10 protein-coding genes are annotated in these 16,351 nt (G+C 60.0%); 3 read left to right on the forward strand and 7 right to left on the reverse strand.

Translation table 11 applies throughout. The annotated features are described in order from the left end of the window. Positions 1-27: 27 nt before the first annotated feature. The 3 genes from ONZ54_RS14230 to flaA form a co-directional block, all read right to left on the reverse strand. Positions 28-468, reverse strand: a complete 441-nt coding sequence (locus ONZ54_RS14230; protein WP_011898878.1) for a flagellar protein FlaG — start codon at positions 466-468, stop codon at positions 28-30. A 34-nt stretch (positions 469-502) separates the two neighbouring features. After that, on the reverse strand, positions 503-1,408 hold the full coding sequence (gene flaB, locus ONZ54_RS14235) for a flagellin B (RefSeq protein WP_087755942.1): 906 nt from the start codon (positions 1,406-1,408) through the stop codon (positions 503-505). 582 nt (positions 1,409-1,990) lie between these two features. Continuing rightward, the gene (flaA, locus tag ONZ54_RS14240) at positions 1,991-2,902 is read right to left on the reverse strand and encodes a flagellin A (RefSeq protein ID WP_096118487.1); all 912 of its coding nucleotides are present in this window, start codon (positions 2,900-2,902) and stop codon (positions 1,991-1,993) included. Between the two features lie 401 nt (positions 2,903-3,303). Here flaA and ONZ54_RS14245 point away from each other — a divergent pair, with 401 nt between their 5' ends. Together ONZ54_RS14245 and ONZ54_RS14250 are read left to right on the forward strand one after the other, a co-directional pair. Continuing rightward, on the forward strand, positions 3,304-3,936 hold the full coding sequence (locus ONZ54_RS14245) for a trimeric intracellular cation channel family protein (protein WP_005310300.1): 633 nt from the start codon (positions 3,304-3,306) through the stop codon (positions 3,934-3,936). Between the two features lie 102 nt (positions 3,937-4,038). Further along, positions 4,039-4,431, forward strand: a complete 393-nt coding sequence (locus ONZ54_RS14250) for a hypothetical protein (RefSeq protein WP_271786481.1) — start codon at positions 4,039-4,041, stop codon at positions 4,429-4,431. Positions 4,432-4,529: 98 nt separating this feature from the next. On the opposite strand, the gene thiI is transcribed toward ONZ54_RS14250, so the two are convergent. Next, a complete protein-coding gene (gene thiI / locus ONZ54_RS14255) occupies positions 4,530-5,978 on the reverse strand; it encodes a tRNA uracil 4-sulfurtransferase ThiI (protein WP_271786482.1) in 1,449 nt (482 codons plus the stop codon). Positions 5,979-6,155: 177 nt separating this feature from the next. Between thiI and ONZ54_RS14260 the strand changes: the two genes are divergently transcribed. Further along, on the forward strand, positions 6,156-7,115 hold the full coding sequence (locus ONZ54_RS14260) for a hypothetical protein (RefSeq protein WP_271786483.1): 960 nt from the start codon (positions 6,156-6,158) through the stop codon (positions 7,113-7,115). A gap of 73 nt (positions 7,116-7,188) precedes the next feature. Here ONZ54_RS14260 and pbpC read toward each other — a convergent pair whose 3' ends face one another. The 3 genes from pbpC to ONZ54_RS14275 form a co-directional block, all read right to left on the reverse strand. After that, a complete protein-coding gene (gene pbpC, locus ONZ54_RS14265; RefSeq protein ID WP_416995552.1) occupies positions 7,189-9,543 on the reverse strand; it encodes a penicillin-binding protein 1C in 2,355 nt (784 codons plus the stop codon). A 7-nt stretch (positions 9,544-9,550) separates the two neighbouring features. Next, positions 9,551-14,440 (reverse strand): alpha-2-macroglobulin family protein, encoded by a 4,890-nt coding sequence (locus ONZ54_RS14270; protein WP_271786485.1) that lies wholly within the window; start codon positions 14,438-14,440, stop codon positions 9,551-9,553. Positions 14,441-14,609: 169 nt separating this feature from the next. Further along, entirely contained in the window at positions 14,610-16,298 is a 1,689-nt protein-coding gene (locus ONZ54_RS14275) for an FAD-dependent oxidoreductase (RefSeq protein ID WP_271786486.1), read from the reverse strand. Between the last annotated feature and the right edge of the window lie 53 nt (positions 16,299-16,351).

A 16,351-nucleotide genomic window follows, 5' to 3' on the forward strand; every position in this document is an offset into this window, starting at 1 on the left:
ACTCACTCTCCTCGTTATGCTTGCGTATTAGATCTCGTTATCGAGCAGCAGCCCGACACGGGAACCTCCGCCGGTCGCATCACCTTCGCGCAGATCCTTGATCCGTTTGCTGATGGCCAGTAACTCTTCGCTCGGGATCTGGCGGATCATAGACTTGGTGTGGGCATCCATCACCTTGATGACAACCTGCTCGAGATCCTTTTCGACACTGAAGTTGACAGTCCATCCTTGCAACTTACTGAACTCCTGCAAGTTTTGGACCTCCTTTTCAATATCAACCTCAGAAATATCCTGTTTGCTGGCTTTTGCTTGTGCCTTCTCCTCTTGCTGTTTCTTCACATCCTGTGCCATCACCCGCTGCTCTTCCGTCGTGCCAGATAGCACTTGAGCGGCCGATTGGCCGCTCTTGCTACTTGACTGAAGAGAAGAAGGAGTGACCGATGAGGGTATTCCAATGTCATTGGCCATATCGTCGCTCCTCTTTCTATCTCATCACTGCCTGTTAACCCAGCAGGGACAGAGCAGACTGCGGTCTTTGGTTGGCTTGCGCCAGGATGCTGGAGGCCGCCTGTTGCAGAATGTTCTGCTTGGTCAGGTTGGCTGTTTCAGTCGCAAAGTCTGCGTCGCGAATACGAGAGCGTGCTGCACTCAGGTTTTCAGAGACGTTGGACTGGTTGCGAATGGTCGAGTCAAACCGGTTTTGCACCGCACCCAGCTCTGCCCGTTTGCTATCAACGGCCTTGATCATGAAATCAAGGTTGGCCATGGCCAGTTGGGCGGCACTGGCAGTGGTGATGCTGCTCACACTGGTGGAGGTCACTGCCGTGGTGCCCTTGGTCACAGTGTAGGGTTCGCCAGTAGAACTCGTGGCAACGGTAGCACTCCCCTTGGTCGATGACGCAATACCGCTGATGGTGAACGCGGATGTCATCTTGAAGGTGATGGTCTGACCGGCATCGGCACCAACCTGGAAGGAACCCTTGTAGTTACCATCCAGCAATTTCTGGCCACCAAAGGTAGTATCGCTGGAGATGCGGTCAATTTCGGTAGTCAGCTGATCGAACTCTTGCTGCAGTGCAGTACGGTCGTCAGTGTTGTTGGAACCGTTGGCTGATTGCTGGGCCAGGGTACGCATACGCTGCAACATGGAGGTGACTTCATCCATGGCGCCTTCAGCGGTTTGTGCAACCGAGATACCATCGTTGGCGTTGCGGTTACCTTGGTCCAGACCATTGACTTGTGAGGTCAAACGGTTGGAGATCTGCAGACCGGCTGCATCGTCCTTAGCAGTGTTGATACGCAGACCGGATGCCAGTCTGGTATAGGACGTATCCAAGGACTTGTTGGTGTTCATCAGGTTACGCTGGGCGTTCAGTGATGAAGTATTCGTGTTGATGTACATGGCCATAAAAATATTCTCCCGAAGAACATGCGACTGCGGGTTGCGCCGACAAAGCGACGTCCCACCGTTAGAAGAACAGGTTGAACAATCCTGTGTCTTCTGGCGGGTGTCTGTTTGAACGAACAGGCCACCCGCAGTAGTGCAAGCGTTGGATTCCGAACACCCCTCGATTGCTTCACTTTATTTAGCGGCCGCAGGGACACAAGCTTTAGGAAAATAATTGCCGAAGGCGGCAAGTTTTATCCGGCAGACGGCAAAGGGGAAGAGGACAGGAGAGTAGCCAGGGGGTCTAGAGTTGGCCAAGGAGCCGGATAGAGGCGTTAATTGCTTTTGGCACGGTTTGTGCTTTGATATGGGCGAGTGGCGTCAATTTGACGGCACAATAAAAAGAGGCCGGAAAACCGGCCTAAAATGAGCATACGCTCAGGAGAATATGACCAAGGGTGACAGAACTGAACAGCTGTACAACACTTGGCATTACTAATATAGAGAATTGATTCTCTCCCGATAGAACAGAGTGCAAACCGAACACCCCTTTGTTCCATCTCTTGACCAGGGCGGCCTGAACAACCGCCCTGTTTTCTTTTGTTAGCCCTGCAGCAACGAGAGTGCAGACTGGGGACGCTGGTTTGCCTGCGACAGTATGGTGGATGCCGCCTGTTGCAAAATGTTTTGCTTGGTCAGGTTGGCCGTTTCGGTCGCAAAGTCTGCGTCACGAATACGTGAGCGAGCTGCACTGACGTTCTCGGAGATGTTCGCCTGGTTGCGGATGGTTGAGTCAAACCGGTTCTGTACCGCACCCAATTCCGCACGCTTGCTGTCCACCACCTTGATCATGTAGTCCAAGTTAGCCATGGCTGACTGGGCTGAACTGGCCGCCTGGATGGACGACATGCTGGCAGAGGTGACTGCAGTTCCCGGGTTTTTGGTAACCAGGTAAGGCTCGCCGGATGCCGTCGTCGTGACCGTTGCACTGCCACTGGTGGCAGATGCCATGCCCGAGATGGTGAAGGCAGTGGTCATCCGGAAGGTGATGGTCTGACCTGCATCAGCGCCAACCTGGAAGGAGCCTACATAGCCACCACTGAGCAAGTTCTGTCCACCAAAGGTGGTGTCTTTTGCCACCCGGTCGATTTCAGTCATCAGCTGAGTGTACTCTTGCTGCAAAGCGGTACGGTCATCGGTGTTGTTGGAACCGTTGGCAGATTGCTGAGCAAGGGTCCGCATCCGTTGCAGCATGGAGGTCACTTCATCCATGGCACCTTCTGCGGTCTGGGCAACGGAAATACCATCGTTGGCGTTACGGTTACCCTGGTCCAGTCCATTGATCTGGGAGGTCAAACGGTTGGATATTTGCAGACCTGCCGCATCGTCTTTTGCGCTGTTGATGCGCAGACCAGATGCCAGACGGGTGTAAGAAGTATCCAGAGATTTGTTGGTGTTCATCAGGTTACGCTGGGCGTTAAGCGATGAAACGTTCGTATTGATATAAAGTGCCATAACCATTCTCCTAAGCTATTAAATTTACTATCTAATTTGCTCGGACTTTATTGTCTTTCCTGTCCGATGCGTCTTATTTAACGGCCTCTTTTTCGATGTCTTTAGCATTATTTTTAACGCTTCATCGCATTAACGCCGCTTACCCTATTTATCGGCACATTCCCATTTTACTTAAGAGAAAAAATCCAAAAAGTTCCCCTTATCAGAAGGATGCCGCACAGGCCAAAGGCCATGGCAAAGCAAGTGCCCTGACCTGCAAGGTGTCAGCGCTCATCCGCGCACCCACATCCCGTTTGCAAAAACTGGGGCTGGCTCTCATTTTTGCAGGCCATCATTGGTCAGAAGCCTGTCCACCCCCTAAAATCGCGACCCCATCAACAATTGGACGTGAGTTGTTCTCCATGCAGACACTGGTTGAGCAGATTGTTTACATCAGCGACATGTTTGGTACTGCGGTATTCGCGTTTTCGGGCGTCCTGGTGGCAGGGCGGCTCAGGATGGATGCCTTCGGCGTCATGGTACTGGCGGCAGTAACCGCCATTGGTGGCGGCACCATCCGCGACATGATATTGGGTGCCACCCCTGTGTTCTGGGTGCGTGACCCTCTCTATATCTGGGTGGTGATTGCCACGGCGCTGGTGGGTATGTGGATGGTCAAGCTACCCAAGCGTATGCCCTGGTATGTGCTGCCGGTGGCGGACGCCTTCGGGCTGGCTCTCTTTACCGTGATCGGTGCCCAGAAGGCTCTCAACTTCGGTACCCCAGGTCTGATAGCGGTGATCATGGGGACCATGACGGGTGTGGCAGGCGGCATGATCCGCGATGTGCTGGCACGGGAGGTGCCCATGGTGCTGCAAAAGGAGATCTATGCCACCGCCTGCATTCTGGGGGGCATCCTCTATACCTTGGCACTGGAGGTCAACGTGGACAGGGTGACCGCCATGCTGATCAGCATGCTGGGGGTATTTGGTCTGCGGGTCGCTGCCATTTACTGGCACCTGTCACTGCCCACCTTTTCGCTGCAACGCCATTGATGTTCGGGCCGGGGGGCATGTCGCACTCCCGGCCTCGTTACGTTGAACCAAGCGGGCTTTTCTGTTGTCATAGGATCCAGTCGTTGTAAGCCGGAATCCCTCATGCAAAAACTTGGGCTCATTACTTCCCTGCTACTGATGAATGTGGCAACGGCGCACGCCGATGCACAGGTACTGTTTGGACGACTGGCTTCTACCCCGGTGCAGCAGTTCAACCAGCAGATCCGTCAGGCAAGCACGACCCGGCAAACTTGGGTCAATGATTATCGTGAAGTGGCACTGCGTTTTGTCGGCCATAGCGACATACCCAGTCGCATCCAGGCACAGCAACTGGATAATGATCTGGTGCTGTCGGTTGCCCTCGATGGCAACAAGAGTGACATACTTTATATCCTGACCCTGTTTCGCAGCAATAATCTGTGGCAGATGAAGCAGGCCGAAATGGGCTGGCGTTGCCAGGGCGAGTCAACCTTTACCCCTGTCCCCTGCCCCTGACCCCCACTTTATCTCGACGCGCCATCAGAGCGTGATGCGCAGTGAAATAAAAAATCCGGCTCATTGGCCGGATTTTTTATTCGAAACGTCACCCCTGATTAGGGGCGGTACACCTTGACGTTGTCAAAGCCCTTCTCTTTCAGGTAGAGCGCCTGCAGCTTGCTCATCACGCCGCGATCGCAGTAGAGCAGATAGGTCTGCTCTTTGGGCAGATCACCAAAGGCGGTGGCCAGCTTGAAGAAGGGGATGTGCAGCACGTCACGGCCTTCCACCACCAAAGGTTTCTCGTCGCGCTCATCACTGGAGCGAATGTCCAGGATCACCTCGTCAGCAGCCAGCACTTCTGTGGTCTCTATCTCTTGAACCTCGGCGGCGGTCTCTTCACCTATGCGGCGAATGTCGAGGTAACGGGCCTCGGACACCACCTTGTCCAGGATGGCGAAGTCGAAGTTGGCCTCTTCCGCCTCGATGTTGGACAGCACAGCCTTGATGGTCGGCTTCTTGGAGATGACGCCGCAATACTCCGGCATTGTCTCGGCAAACTCCAGAGTGCCGATACGACGGGCTTCGCTGATGATATCCGGCTTGTCCCAGGTGATGAGCGGGCGCAGGATCACCTTGTCGGTCACCCGATCGATGACGTTGAGGTTGGTGAGGGTCTGGCTAGATACCTGACCCACGCACTCCCCTGTCACCAGGGCCGGGATCTGGAAGTAGTCAGCCACCTGGCCTGCGGCACGCATCATCATGCGCTTGAGCACTACCCCCATCTGGCCGTTATCCACCTTTTCCAGGATCTCGGCGACCACGGGCTCAAAGTCGATTGCGGTGAAACGTACCTTATGGGAAGCACCAAACTTGCTCCACAGGTAGTAGGCCACCTGCTTGACCCCGATCTCGTGGGCGGCACCACCGAGATTGAAGAAGCAATAGTGCACCCGGCAACCGCGCTTGATGAACTGGTAAGAGGCTACGCCCGAGTCAAAGCCGCCGGAGAGCAGGCTCAGTACGTCTTCCTGGGTCGCCATGGGGAAGCCACCCATACCATGGTGAACGGCGCTGATGATGTAAAGCTCGTCGTTTTCTACTTCCAGGTTGACCTGGATGTCAGGCTTTTTCAGACGTACGCCGGCAGTTTCGCAATGCTGGTTGAGGCCACCACCCACATAACGCTCCAGCTCCAGCGAGCTGAAATCGTGCTTGCCGACACGGCGAGCACGCACGCAGAAGGTCTTGCCTTTCAGGCGATCGCCCCAGACGGCGCGGGTCTGCTCGAAGATGTCATGCAGGTCGGTGAAGTTGCTCAGTTTCACTTCGAGGAAGTACTGAATGCCAGGGATACAAGCCAGGGTTTCCAGATACTGGGCGTGGAACTGATCATTGCGGGAGCTCACTACCAGCTTGTCCCAATCCATCCGTACGCGGGCATCTTCGTCGAAGCGGCGCAACACGTTGCGAATGTTGCCCTGCAACATCTTGGTGAAACGCTGGCGCACTGACTTGCTCTTGATGGTGATTTCCGGGAACAGCTTGATAATGAACTTCATGGTTTCAACTCGGGTGGCCTTGATTTAAGGGCGCGGATTATATCAGAACTTTGTTGCCAGCGCCTACAGGCTGAGCGTTCACCCATATTCTCCCACTCAATGTTTGCGGCCCGGCGGCAATCTTGCGTATATTCCCGAACCTGCGCCCTGGCAAGATGCTTCAACACAGAAGATCCGATGAAGACTTATATCTACTACCCCGGCATGGAGGTACGTGACGAACTCTGGCTCAAGTTTGCCCTGCTCTATCTGGAGCGACTCGCCTTCGTCTTCACCATCAGTGAGAAAAGCGGCCTCACCACTTTGCTAAGTACGCTGGAGCAGCGAACCGACCTGCTGGCAGAGCGGCCTGAGCCAGCTTTCTTTGCAGATATCACCCCTCAGCTGGAGAGTCAGCTCGGCGGTCTTGTCGCACCCGACTTTGCCCGCCACAAGGTATTTGGCAACAGAGATCTCATCACTCGCTGGCGTCAAAGCGCCAATCACGACTGCTTCTGCCCGACCCAGGCCGGTCTTGAGCGGCTGCACGGCTTTTGCCTCGCCCACGGCTTTGCCAGCCAGGATGAGGGGGGGATCAAGATGGCGCGGCGCTTTGCCAATCTGCTCTCCATGCGCCTCGCCCGTGAGTGGGCACTCGCCAATGAGGGGGCGCTCATCACGGATCACGACTATCTGGACAGGCTGCTGCACCTGCTCGAATCCCGCTACCACAATCGGGGCGGCCAGGATTGCTTCCACCTCGAGATACCATTGCAAGTGCCCACTCACCTGAGCGAAATCTCCTTCGATGAATTGATTGCACTGCGTGCCCGCAGCGGCTTTCGCCAGCAACTGGCCGAGTTCCATCAGGCCCTCGATGCCATGCTCACCATGCTGGGCAGCGGCTATGCCGAGCCAGCAGCCCTGACCCGTTTCGAGCTGGCGCAGCAAGGGCTCAATCAGCTGCTGGGGCCAGCGACCCACAGCCTGCCGCTCACCACCCTGATCAGCTGTTCATTGCCCGCCATGGCGATGATCCATCAGCTCAAGGCAAGCCACCCGACTAGCAACCTCATCTTCCATCCCATCAAGAAGAGCCACTTTCACCAGCGCAAGAGCCAGCACTTCTTCACCCGGCTGGGCCAGGTCAAATCCTGAGTCCGCCGTGATGATATAAGGCGGCGCCAATATTCCAGCGCGCTGCCCGGCCAAATCAGGAGGATCCCCCTCTTCAGGAGGGATTCTCCAACCGAAACTCCACCCTGTCGCTGTTGCCCGCCTCATCGACCACCACCAGCTGGTAGCGGCCTGCCTTGCTCAATACCTGATCCCCATCCCAGCGCAGGCGCTGGCCATTGAGAAACCAGAATGGCTTGCCCACGCCACCCAGCACCCTGGGTTGCAGGCGATAGCGCTGGCTACGGATAAGGTTGCCCTCCCCCAGGGCGACGATGCGAATCGGCGCCTGCAGATCCGCCCACTGTGCCTCTCCCTCACAACCGCTGGCGAGCAGCGCCTTGCGCCGCTCGCCAGGCACGCGCCAGGGCTCCAGCGACAAGGGCCACAGCGCCCGCCAGACAGATTGGCTGGCATCGTCACAACGGGTCAGCGTCGGCTTGCCCTGACTGGTCAGTGCCACCTGGCGCAGGGGGGAAGGCCAATCCATGGGGTCTGGCAAGGTAGGGGGATCCCGCTCATCCAGCAGCCAGGCGCTCTGATGCTGCAAGCAGGCCTCAAGCAGGGTGGCACTCACCCGCCGCCCCAGTGGCCAGCAGATCTCGGCCTCGCTCACCGTATTGGGTTGCGCTGGCAGGGGGCTGTTGTCCCCCAGTCGCGAATAGACGGAGAGCAGCAGCGGCACAGCCGCGCTCTGGCCATAAAAACCGGGCAAGGGGGTCCCATCGGGCCGCCCCAGCCAGACCCCCAGGGTCCAGCGGCCGGAGACTCCCAGCGCCCAGCTGTCCCGATAGCCATAGCTAGTGCCCGTCTTCCAGGCCAGCCGATTGACCCGGCCGGTCGCCTCGCTGGCAAAGGGCTGATCCGCCCGCCCCTGCGAGCTTAAAATTTGCCAGGTGATCCAGGCCGCCCCGGGGCTCAACAAGGGGCGCGAGACTGCCTGTTGCCCCGCCAGCCAGACCGGCATCGCCACCTGCCCCTGCCGGGTGAGGGAGCTATAGAGCGCCACCAGTTGTTCCAGCCTGACGCCGGCCGCCCCCAGCGCAATAGCCGGATTAGGCTTGTCGGAGAGGGCCAGCCTGACCCCGGCGTTATCCAGTCGATTGACCAGAGTATCGGGCCCCAGGGCCTCCAGTACCTGCACGGCGGGGACGTTGAGGGATTGCTGCAACGCCCGGGTCAGGGTGACAGGCCCCTGAAAGGCGCCGGTAAAATTGGCGGGTCGATAGTCCGACCCCAGCCTGGGGGCATCGGAGAGCAGGGAGGCCGAATGAACCAGGCCAGCATCGAGGGCCAGACCATAGATAAACGGCTTGAGGGTGGAGCCGGGTGAGCGGATCGCCTGCACCATGTCGAGGTAGCCATGACGGCGCAAATTGCCATATTCGGCGCTGCCCACGTAGGCGCGCACCGCCATGGTCTGGTTATCCACCAGCAGCAGGGCGGCGGAGGTCTGTTCCGGGAAACGACGGATATAAGTCGCCACCCGCGCCTCCAGCCAGCGCTGCAGATCGCCGTCTATGGTAGTGTGCACCAGGGCGCCCGGCTGGCTGTCAGCGGCGAGACGGGCAAACAGCGGCGCCTCCATGGGAGTGAAGTGACCGCGCGCCAGCACGGGTTCTATTCGCCCTTCACGCCACACGGCGTCTGGCCAGGCTCCCTGTTTGACCAGTCGCTGCATCACCTTGTCACGGGCGGCGCGGGCACGATCCGGATGGCGATCGGGTCGGTAACGGCTGGGGGCCTGCGGCAGCACCGCCAACAGGGCGGCCTCGGCATGAGTGAGCTTGGCCGCACTCTTGCCCAGATAGGCAAAGCTGGCCGCCTGTACTCCTTCCAGATTGCCACCAAAGGGAGCACGGTTGAGATAAACGGTGAGCAGGGTGCGCTTGTCGTAGTGCCACTCCAGTTGCAGCGCCCGCGCCATCTGGCGCAGCTTGCCGGGTACGCTCCTGTGATAGGGCTCGATCAAGCGGGCCACCTGCATGGTAAGGGTAGAGCCCCCCGATACCGCCCGCCCGTAACGCAGCCACTGCCAGACCCCGCGTACCATGGCCACAGGGTTGACCCCGGGATGGCGCCAGAAATGGCGATCCTCGTAGCCGAGCAATGCCTCTATGTAACGGGGAGAGACCTGCTCCAGGGTCACCGGATAGCGCCACACCCCGCTGGTATCGGCAAAGGCGCGCAGGGGACGCCCCTTCATATCGAGCACCACCCGCGCATAGGCAGGATCCAGCGGTGGCGGCGGGAAGGCGCGATCCAGCACCAGCAACACCAGGATGAGAGCCCCCATTCCCAACCCCGTCAGCCGCAGCCAGCGAGGTAAACCTGGCAAAGCAAGCCTGCCCTGATGCAACCACTGGCGAGCGCGCGACCAAAAAACGGCTGGACGCGCCTCGTCCTGCAAAGGCGAATTACTCAGAAATGGTCACCTCATGGATATCCTGGCCCACCGCCCTCAGTTCGGGTCGATACATGTCTTCCACCTGAGTCGGCGGCACCTGATAGCGGCCCGGGGTCACTGCTCGCATCAGATAGACCAGTTGCTGATTGCCCCCCTCGCTCAGATCCAGCGCGGCCGTATAACGATCGTCTCTAAACTCCTGATGTTTGAGGTAATCGCTCCACTCACTCTGCCACGCAGGCTTGCCCTCGATACTGAGCTCCTCGAGCTTGATGCTGGTGCCAAGGGACGGGTTTTCCAGCTCAAATCCCGCCGGCAGCATCTCCACCAGCAAGGCATCGGGCACCGTCTGTTCGCTGCTCACATTGAGCCGCACCACCACCAAATCGCCCACCTTGACCTTGGCAGGATCGAGCGGCTTACCATCGGCATTGAACCAGCTGCGGGTCACGCTCATGCCCTGGCTGATGCGTACGGGGGCCTGTTCGGGATAGCCTACCAGGGTGCGCTGCACATAGAGGGAGCCCTTGCCCTCGTTGGTCACGCCAGTGGCCGCCAAGGCCTCGGGGGCACCGATCTGCACACTGTTTTTACCGGCAATGGCCTGGTTGCCACTGATTGACACTACCCTGGCCTGCCAGTCAGCCGCAGGATCGACCTGTGCCAACCGCAACAGGGCCAGCCGCTCCTGAGTGCTTAGCCACTGGCGATGGGCCAGGGTGTCGGCCACCTTGGCGCTGAACTCGGGCCAGCGATCCTCGGCCAGCTTGTGCTGGCGCAGCAGGGCGAGCTCCAACGCCCCATCGCGCAGGGGCGAACCGTAATCGGCCAGATAGTCATCGCCGCGCGGGGTTGCCAGCGCCCGAGTCAAAACCTTGGCAGCCGTCTGCTCATCCCCCATGGCGGAAAGCGCCAGCGAGAGGTGCAAGAGCGGCAAACCGGAGCGGGCATGATCCGCCTGCTGCTCCCAGATGAGGCGCAAGGTGGAAAGTGGCGCCTTGCCTACTCGCGCCAGCACGAAGGCACTGTAAGCCTGATAAGCCAGCCGGCTGTGTTCAGGGGCACTGCTCCAGCGCTCCCCATACTGGCTGTCGGTGAGATAGCTCTGCAAACGGTTGATGACCTGATTGAGCATCGCCTCGGGCACGGCATCACCGGCCTCTTTTCTTGTCAGCAGATAATCGGCCGCATAGGCGGTGAGCCACTGCTCCTCATCGGAGCGGCCATCCCACAGACCAAAGCCGCCGCCGGGCAATTGCAGTCGTTGCAACCGTTGCAGCAGGGCGCGCTGCAGGTCCGCCTCGCTCACCGGCTTGTCCACGTTTGGCAGATTGTTTGACCAGGCAGCACGCTCATCCGCCGTTGTCAGCAAGTAAGGCCAGGCGCGAGACAGGGTCTGCTCCAGACAGGCGTAGGGGTACTGGGCAAGCGCTTGCCACTGGCCGGCCGGATCCCAGGGAGGAGTGCCGGAGAGGCTGAGCAGCCCTTGCAGATTGGCGGGATCCAGCCCGGCCAGCTCGCTCTGGGCAAAGCTCATCTGCTGACCTGGGGTCAGCATCTGATAGCGCTGGCGCGTCTGGGCTGGCCAGGGGGATCGCAGCGGCAGCGACCATTCGCGGTTTACCGCAAAATCCTTGCCGCTGGCCGCCAATTGCAGGCGAGCCACACCGCTCGCCCCGGTCACTGTGAGCGGCAGGGTCAGCCACAGCTCCTCGCCGTTTTTCAGCTCCAGCGTCTCGGGCAGTTCGCCGCCCGCCTGCAAGCCACCGGTCAGGGTCCAGGTCAGCGACAGGCTCTGATCTTCACCACTCATGTTGCGCAGTTGCACCAGAGCACGGGTCTCATCCCCTCTGGCCCCAAAACGCGGCCAGCCTATCTCGGCCACCAGCGGCGCCACAACGTTGACGGCACGCTCGGCCTGACCCACCTGCTGCTCGTTCCAGGCCAGCGCCATCAGCGCCAGCTCGCCGTTGAAGTTGGGCAGATCAAGCGGGATCACCGCCTTGCCACTCTCGTCAAAACTCACCTCGCCGCTCCAGAGCGCCGCCACCTCGACCCGGCTCTCCAGCGCCCCTCCCTTCTTCAGGGCCGGCGCATCACCGCCGTAGTTGAGGCGAGCCAGCTTGCCATCCTGCGGCGGGATCACCTGACCGTAGTTGTCGAACAAGTCTTGCGCGAAGCGCTTGCGGCCAAAGAAGATCTCGAACGGATCGAGGGGTTGGTAGTCGCTGATATTGAGCACTCCCCTATCCACCGCAGCAAGAACCACCCGGCCCTGGCTGTTTGGTGTCGAGGTCACCGCCACCTCAAGGCGAGTGAGAGGCACCGCCTTGTCCGGCGCACTCAAGGTGAGCGGCAGGCGGCGGGCCTCACGGTCGAGCGCGAGCGGCACCAAACCGACCGAGCGCAGGCTCTGCACACTCTTTTGGCTCACCGGCTTTGATTCGCTGTCAGGGGCGGCAATCTGGGCAGAGATATGCAGATCGTGGCGCTGCCACTCAGGGCTGACGGGGATCTCGAACTCGCCACGCGCCTCTGCCAATCCACCACCTTCGGCTCGCAGCTCGATACGCTGCCACCAACGCAGGCCGTCACCATCCTCCACCAGCAAGAGCCCCTTGCCCGCACGGGGGGCAACCAGAGTCACTTTCGCCTTGTCACCCGCCTGATAGGCGCGTTTATCGAGGGTGATGGCAATCTTGTCAGGCCGCGCCTGCTCACCACCGCCACCCCAGGCGTAACTGCCGATCTCGACCCGCAGACTGGACTGATGGCCCTGGCTGTTCTCCACCTCCAACCGATACCAGCCCGCCGCCAAGGGCAAGCTGAGGGTGGTCGGCCCCTTGCCATCCAGTTGCAGTGTCTGCTCCTGCTCCAGATAGGGCTGACTGTTGAACTCGTACTTCCACCCTTCGCCATCGGCGTAGTGCCAGTAGTAGTCACGGTATTCGTTGACCAGACGCACCTTCACCTCGCCCGCCACCGGCTGGCCCTGCTCATCGAGGTTGAGGATCTGGAAAGGCAGCGTCTTGCCCCCCTCCACTCTGTCTGCCACAAAATCGGCCTTGAGCGCAGGCCACTGGCTACCGGTGGGCCAGCCGTACTGGGTACGGCTGCGATTGACCGCCCTGCCACCGGGCTCGGATAAAGAGACCCGATAAGCCACCTCCAGCGGCCCCAGGGTCCCCACGCTGGCAAGTTGATCCACCAGCGAAAATGCGCCATGCCCCTGCTTGTCCAGGGTGAGCGTGACAGGCTCCAGATCCCTGGCCTGCTCGGTCAGCAGCACATCCCCCAGCGTAAACTCCTGCCACTGGGTGAAGGGCATGGTGGCGCGACTTATCTTCACCTCTGCCTTGGCCTTGGTGGCGCTCGCCGGGGCGCCATAGAGATAATCCCCCTGCAACGGCAAGGTGAGTGCCTCCTGCGGGTTCAGTAATTCACCATCCGGTCCCTTGCCAAGTTGCAGCTTGAGCCGCTCCGGCAGGAACTCTTCCACCAGGAAGGGCCACTCGAAGCGGCTGCCGGCGGCGGTTTTCAGGGTGATGGTCCAGCGGCCGAGCGGCGCATCATCTGGCAGGCGCAGGCCGTAATGGGCTGCGCCCAGGCTGTCCGGCAGCAGACGTTTTTGCTCCAGCAGCTGGCCATCCGGCTGTTTCACATCCAGCTCCACCGCCATGCCCGGCAGCAGCTGGCCATCCTGCCCTTTTAGCAAAATTTCGCTGTCAAGCCGCTCGCCGGGGCGGTAGAGATCCCGCCCGCTGAACAGATAAAGCTGCTGGGCCTGCCAGGGCTGGGTGCCCAATTCAAAGGCGGAGAGATCCAGCGCGGCGCCATCGAGGCGCAGCACAGCCAGATGCTTGCCCTGCTCGGCCAGCAGCAGGCGCGCGCCCTGCACCTGATCGAAGCGGCGATGCCCCCGCAGATCGGTTTGTTGCACCTGCAGCCGGTTGCCCTTCTCGTCGAGCAAAGATAGTTGTACCTCCTTGAGGGGATCCGCGCTCGAGAGCGCGCTGACAAACACCTCCAGCTGGTCCCGATAGCGACGGGCACTGAGCCCCATGTCGCTCACCGCGAAATAGGTGGTCTCCTTGCGCCAGTCGTAGTTGCCCAGGGGGGACATGACCGCAAAGTAGACGCCGGCCTCGGCCAGCTGCGGCTCCTTGACGTTGATGAGGCGGGTCTCGCGGCGATTGGGATCCAGCTCAAGGGCGTAACGGCCGCTGAACACCCGCTTGGCGCGGCTGGTGATCTGCTCCAGCTCCCAGTTGCCCATGCCTGCGCCGGGTCTGTATTCGGCCAGAAAACGTGGCAGATATTCGGCATCGACCCGGAAGAAATCGATATTGACCTCATCCACGTTGACCGCGCTGATGGGCAGGCGCAGCTCCTGACGAAGCGGCAGCACCATGCCGCTCGCTGCAAAGGAGGCTCCCGCCTCCAGTGGTCGGGTCTTGAGGGTCCAGCTCTGCGCCTCGGGCCCCAGCCCAGCCTTGAGGGTCACCTTGTAACTCTTGTCGGGCGCTACCTGCGGGAAGTAGAGGGTGCGGCCATCCTCGGCCAGAACCCACTCCCCCTGCAACTGCTTGCCCCCCTCGCTCACACTGAGCCAGGTTTGCCAATTGGACTTGGGCGCCAGCGGGCCGGAAAAGACCAGCGCCAGCGCCGGTGCATCCCGATACTGGCGGGCATTGGCCTGCACTACAGTGTCTGGCGCCCCCGCAACTTGCCGGGCTGCGGACGCTTGATCGGCGGTTGCCGCTGGCTTGTCTGGGCCGCAACCGGCCAAGAGCAGACCGGTCAGCCCTGTGAGCAACAGGGCTGACCAACGGCGCCTAAGTGGTGAGACGAGAGCATGGGCACATTGGTGAGCAGCAGGGCGAGGGTCGAAAGGGCGCATAGGTTCCATCCCGGATTGGATTGCTGCCATAGCAGCGCGATAGGCAACAGGATAAGACATCCGACTCGCTTGACACAAAACTCATTGCAAAATGTCGAGAACGATTGCCACCAGACAGATAACAAAAAGCCGACCCTGAGGTCGGCGTTTCACGGCAGCGGTGAGTCGGTTAGTCCATCACCGCCATCTGCCAGGTTTTAAAACCACCGGAGAGGTTTTTCACCTTGAAGCCGTGCTGGCTGAGCAGGCGGCAAGCCACGTGGCCACGCAAGCCCACCTGACAGCTGATGAGCAGCTCCTTATCCCTGGGCAATTCATTCAGGCGAGCGCGCAGCTCATCGAGGGGAATGTGCAGGGCACCCGGGATGCGACCCAGCTTGTCGAGTTCGGGGCCATTGCGCACATCCAGCACCTGTTGATGGGGGTAACGGGCCTGCACCTCGGCAGCGTGGCAGAGGATGGTATCCCCCTTCAAGTGGTTGCTCGCCACAAAGCCCGCCATGTTGATCACATCCTTGGCCGACCCGAACGGCGGCGCATAGGTGAGCTCCAGATCCTGCAAGTCAAACACCGTCAGCCCGGCGCGCTGGGCCACCGCCAGTACGTCGATGCGCTTGTCGACCCCGTCCTTGCCGATGGCCTGGGCACCGTAGATCTTGCCATCGGGGGCGAACAGCAGCTTGAGGCTGACCGGATGAGCACCGGGGTAGTAACCGGCGTGGCTGCCTGGATGCACATAAGCCTTCTCGAACGGCAAACCCAGTTGCACCAGTCGCTTCTCGTTGAGACCCGTGCTGGCCACCGCCAGATCGAACAGCTTGCAGATGGCGGTGCCCTGGGTCTTCTTGTAGGTTTCGGCTCGCCCCAGCATGTTGTCGGCGGCGATGCGCCCTTGCCGGTTGGCAGGCCCCGCCAGGGGGATCAGCACGGATTCGCCGGTCACAAAATCTGTCTCTTCCACCGCATCCCCCACCGCATGGATGAAAGGATCCGAGGTGCGCATGCCGGCATCTACCTTGATGCCGCCGCGCGGGCCCAACTCCAGCCCCGCTTTTGCGGCGAGCAGGGTTTCTGGCTTGACGCCGATGGCCAGGATCAACAGGCCGGTTTCAAGATGTGAACCATCACTCAGGGTCAGACGCAAGCCACTGCGCGTGGCGCTCGCCACGGCGGCGGTTTTCTCAGCCAGCACATCCAGACTCTCGATAGCGGCAAGACCGGTACGCAGCCGCAGATCTATGCCCTCTTCCCGGATGCGGGCGTGGAGCATATTGGCCATCTCTTTATCCACCGGCGCCATCACCTGATCGGAGAGCTCCAGCAAGGTGACCTCCAGCTTGCGCTGATGCAGTGCCTCCATCATCTCCAACCCGATAAAGCCGCCACCGACCACAGTGACATGGCGCGGATGATCATGCTGCAGGGCAGCAAGGATGCGATCCATGTCAGGGATATTGCGCAGGGTATACACATGCGGGCTGTCGATGCCGGGGAACGGAGGACGGATTGGCGCGGCCCCCGGGCTCAGCAGCAGTTGATCGTAAGGCTCTCGCCGCTCTTCACCGGTTTGCAGATGACGCACCAGCAGTGTCTTGCCAGCCTTGTCTATCTCGATCACATCGTGAAAGACTCGCACATCCACATTGAAACGACGCTTGAAGCTCTGGGGCGTCTGCAACAGCAGGGCATCCCTATCCTGTATGTCCCCCCCTATGTGGTAAGGCAGACCGCAGTTGGCGAAGCTGACAAACTCGCCACGCTCGAACACCACTATCTCGGCCTCTTCGCTCAGACGGCGAGCTCTGGCCGCCGCAGAGGCGCCGCCAGCCACACCGCCTACAATCAGGATCCGTTTCATCAGCAAGACTCCGGTGAACAACAAATTGCCATTAAATTAGCGATCTCTAATTT

Origin of the sequence: Aeromonas salmonicida, from assembly GCF_028355655.1 — a bacterium.
Classification (GTDB): Bacteria; Pseudomonadota; Gammaproteobacteria; order Enterobacterales; family Aeromonadaceae; genus Aeromonas; species Aeromonas salmonicida.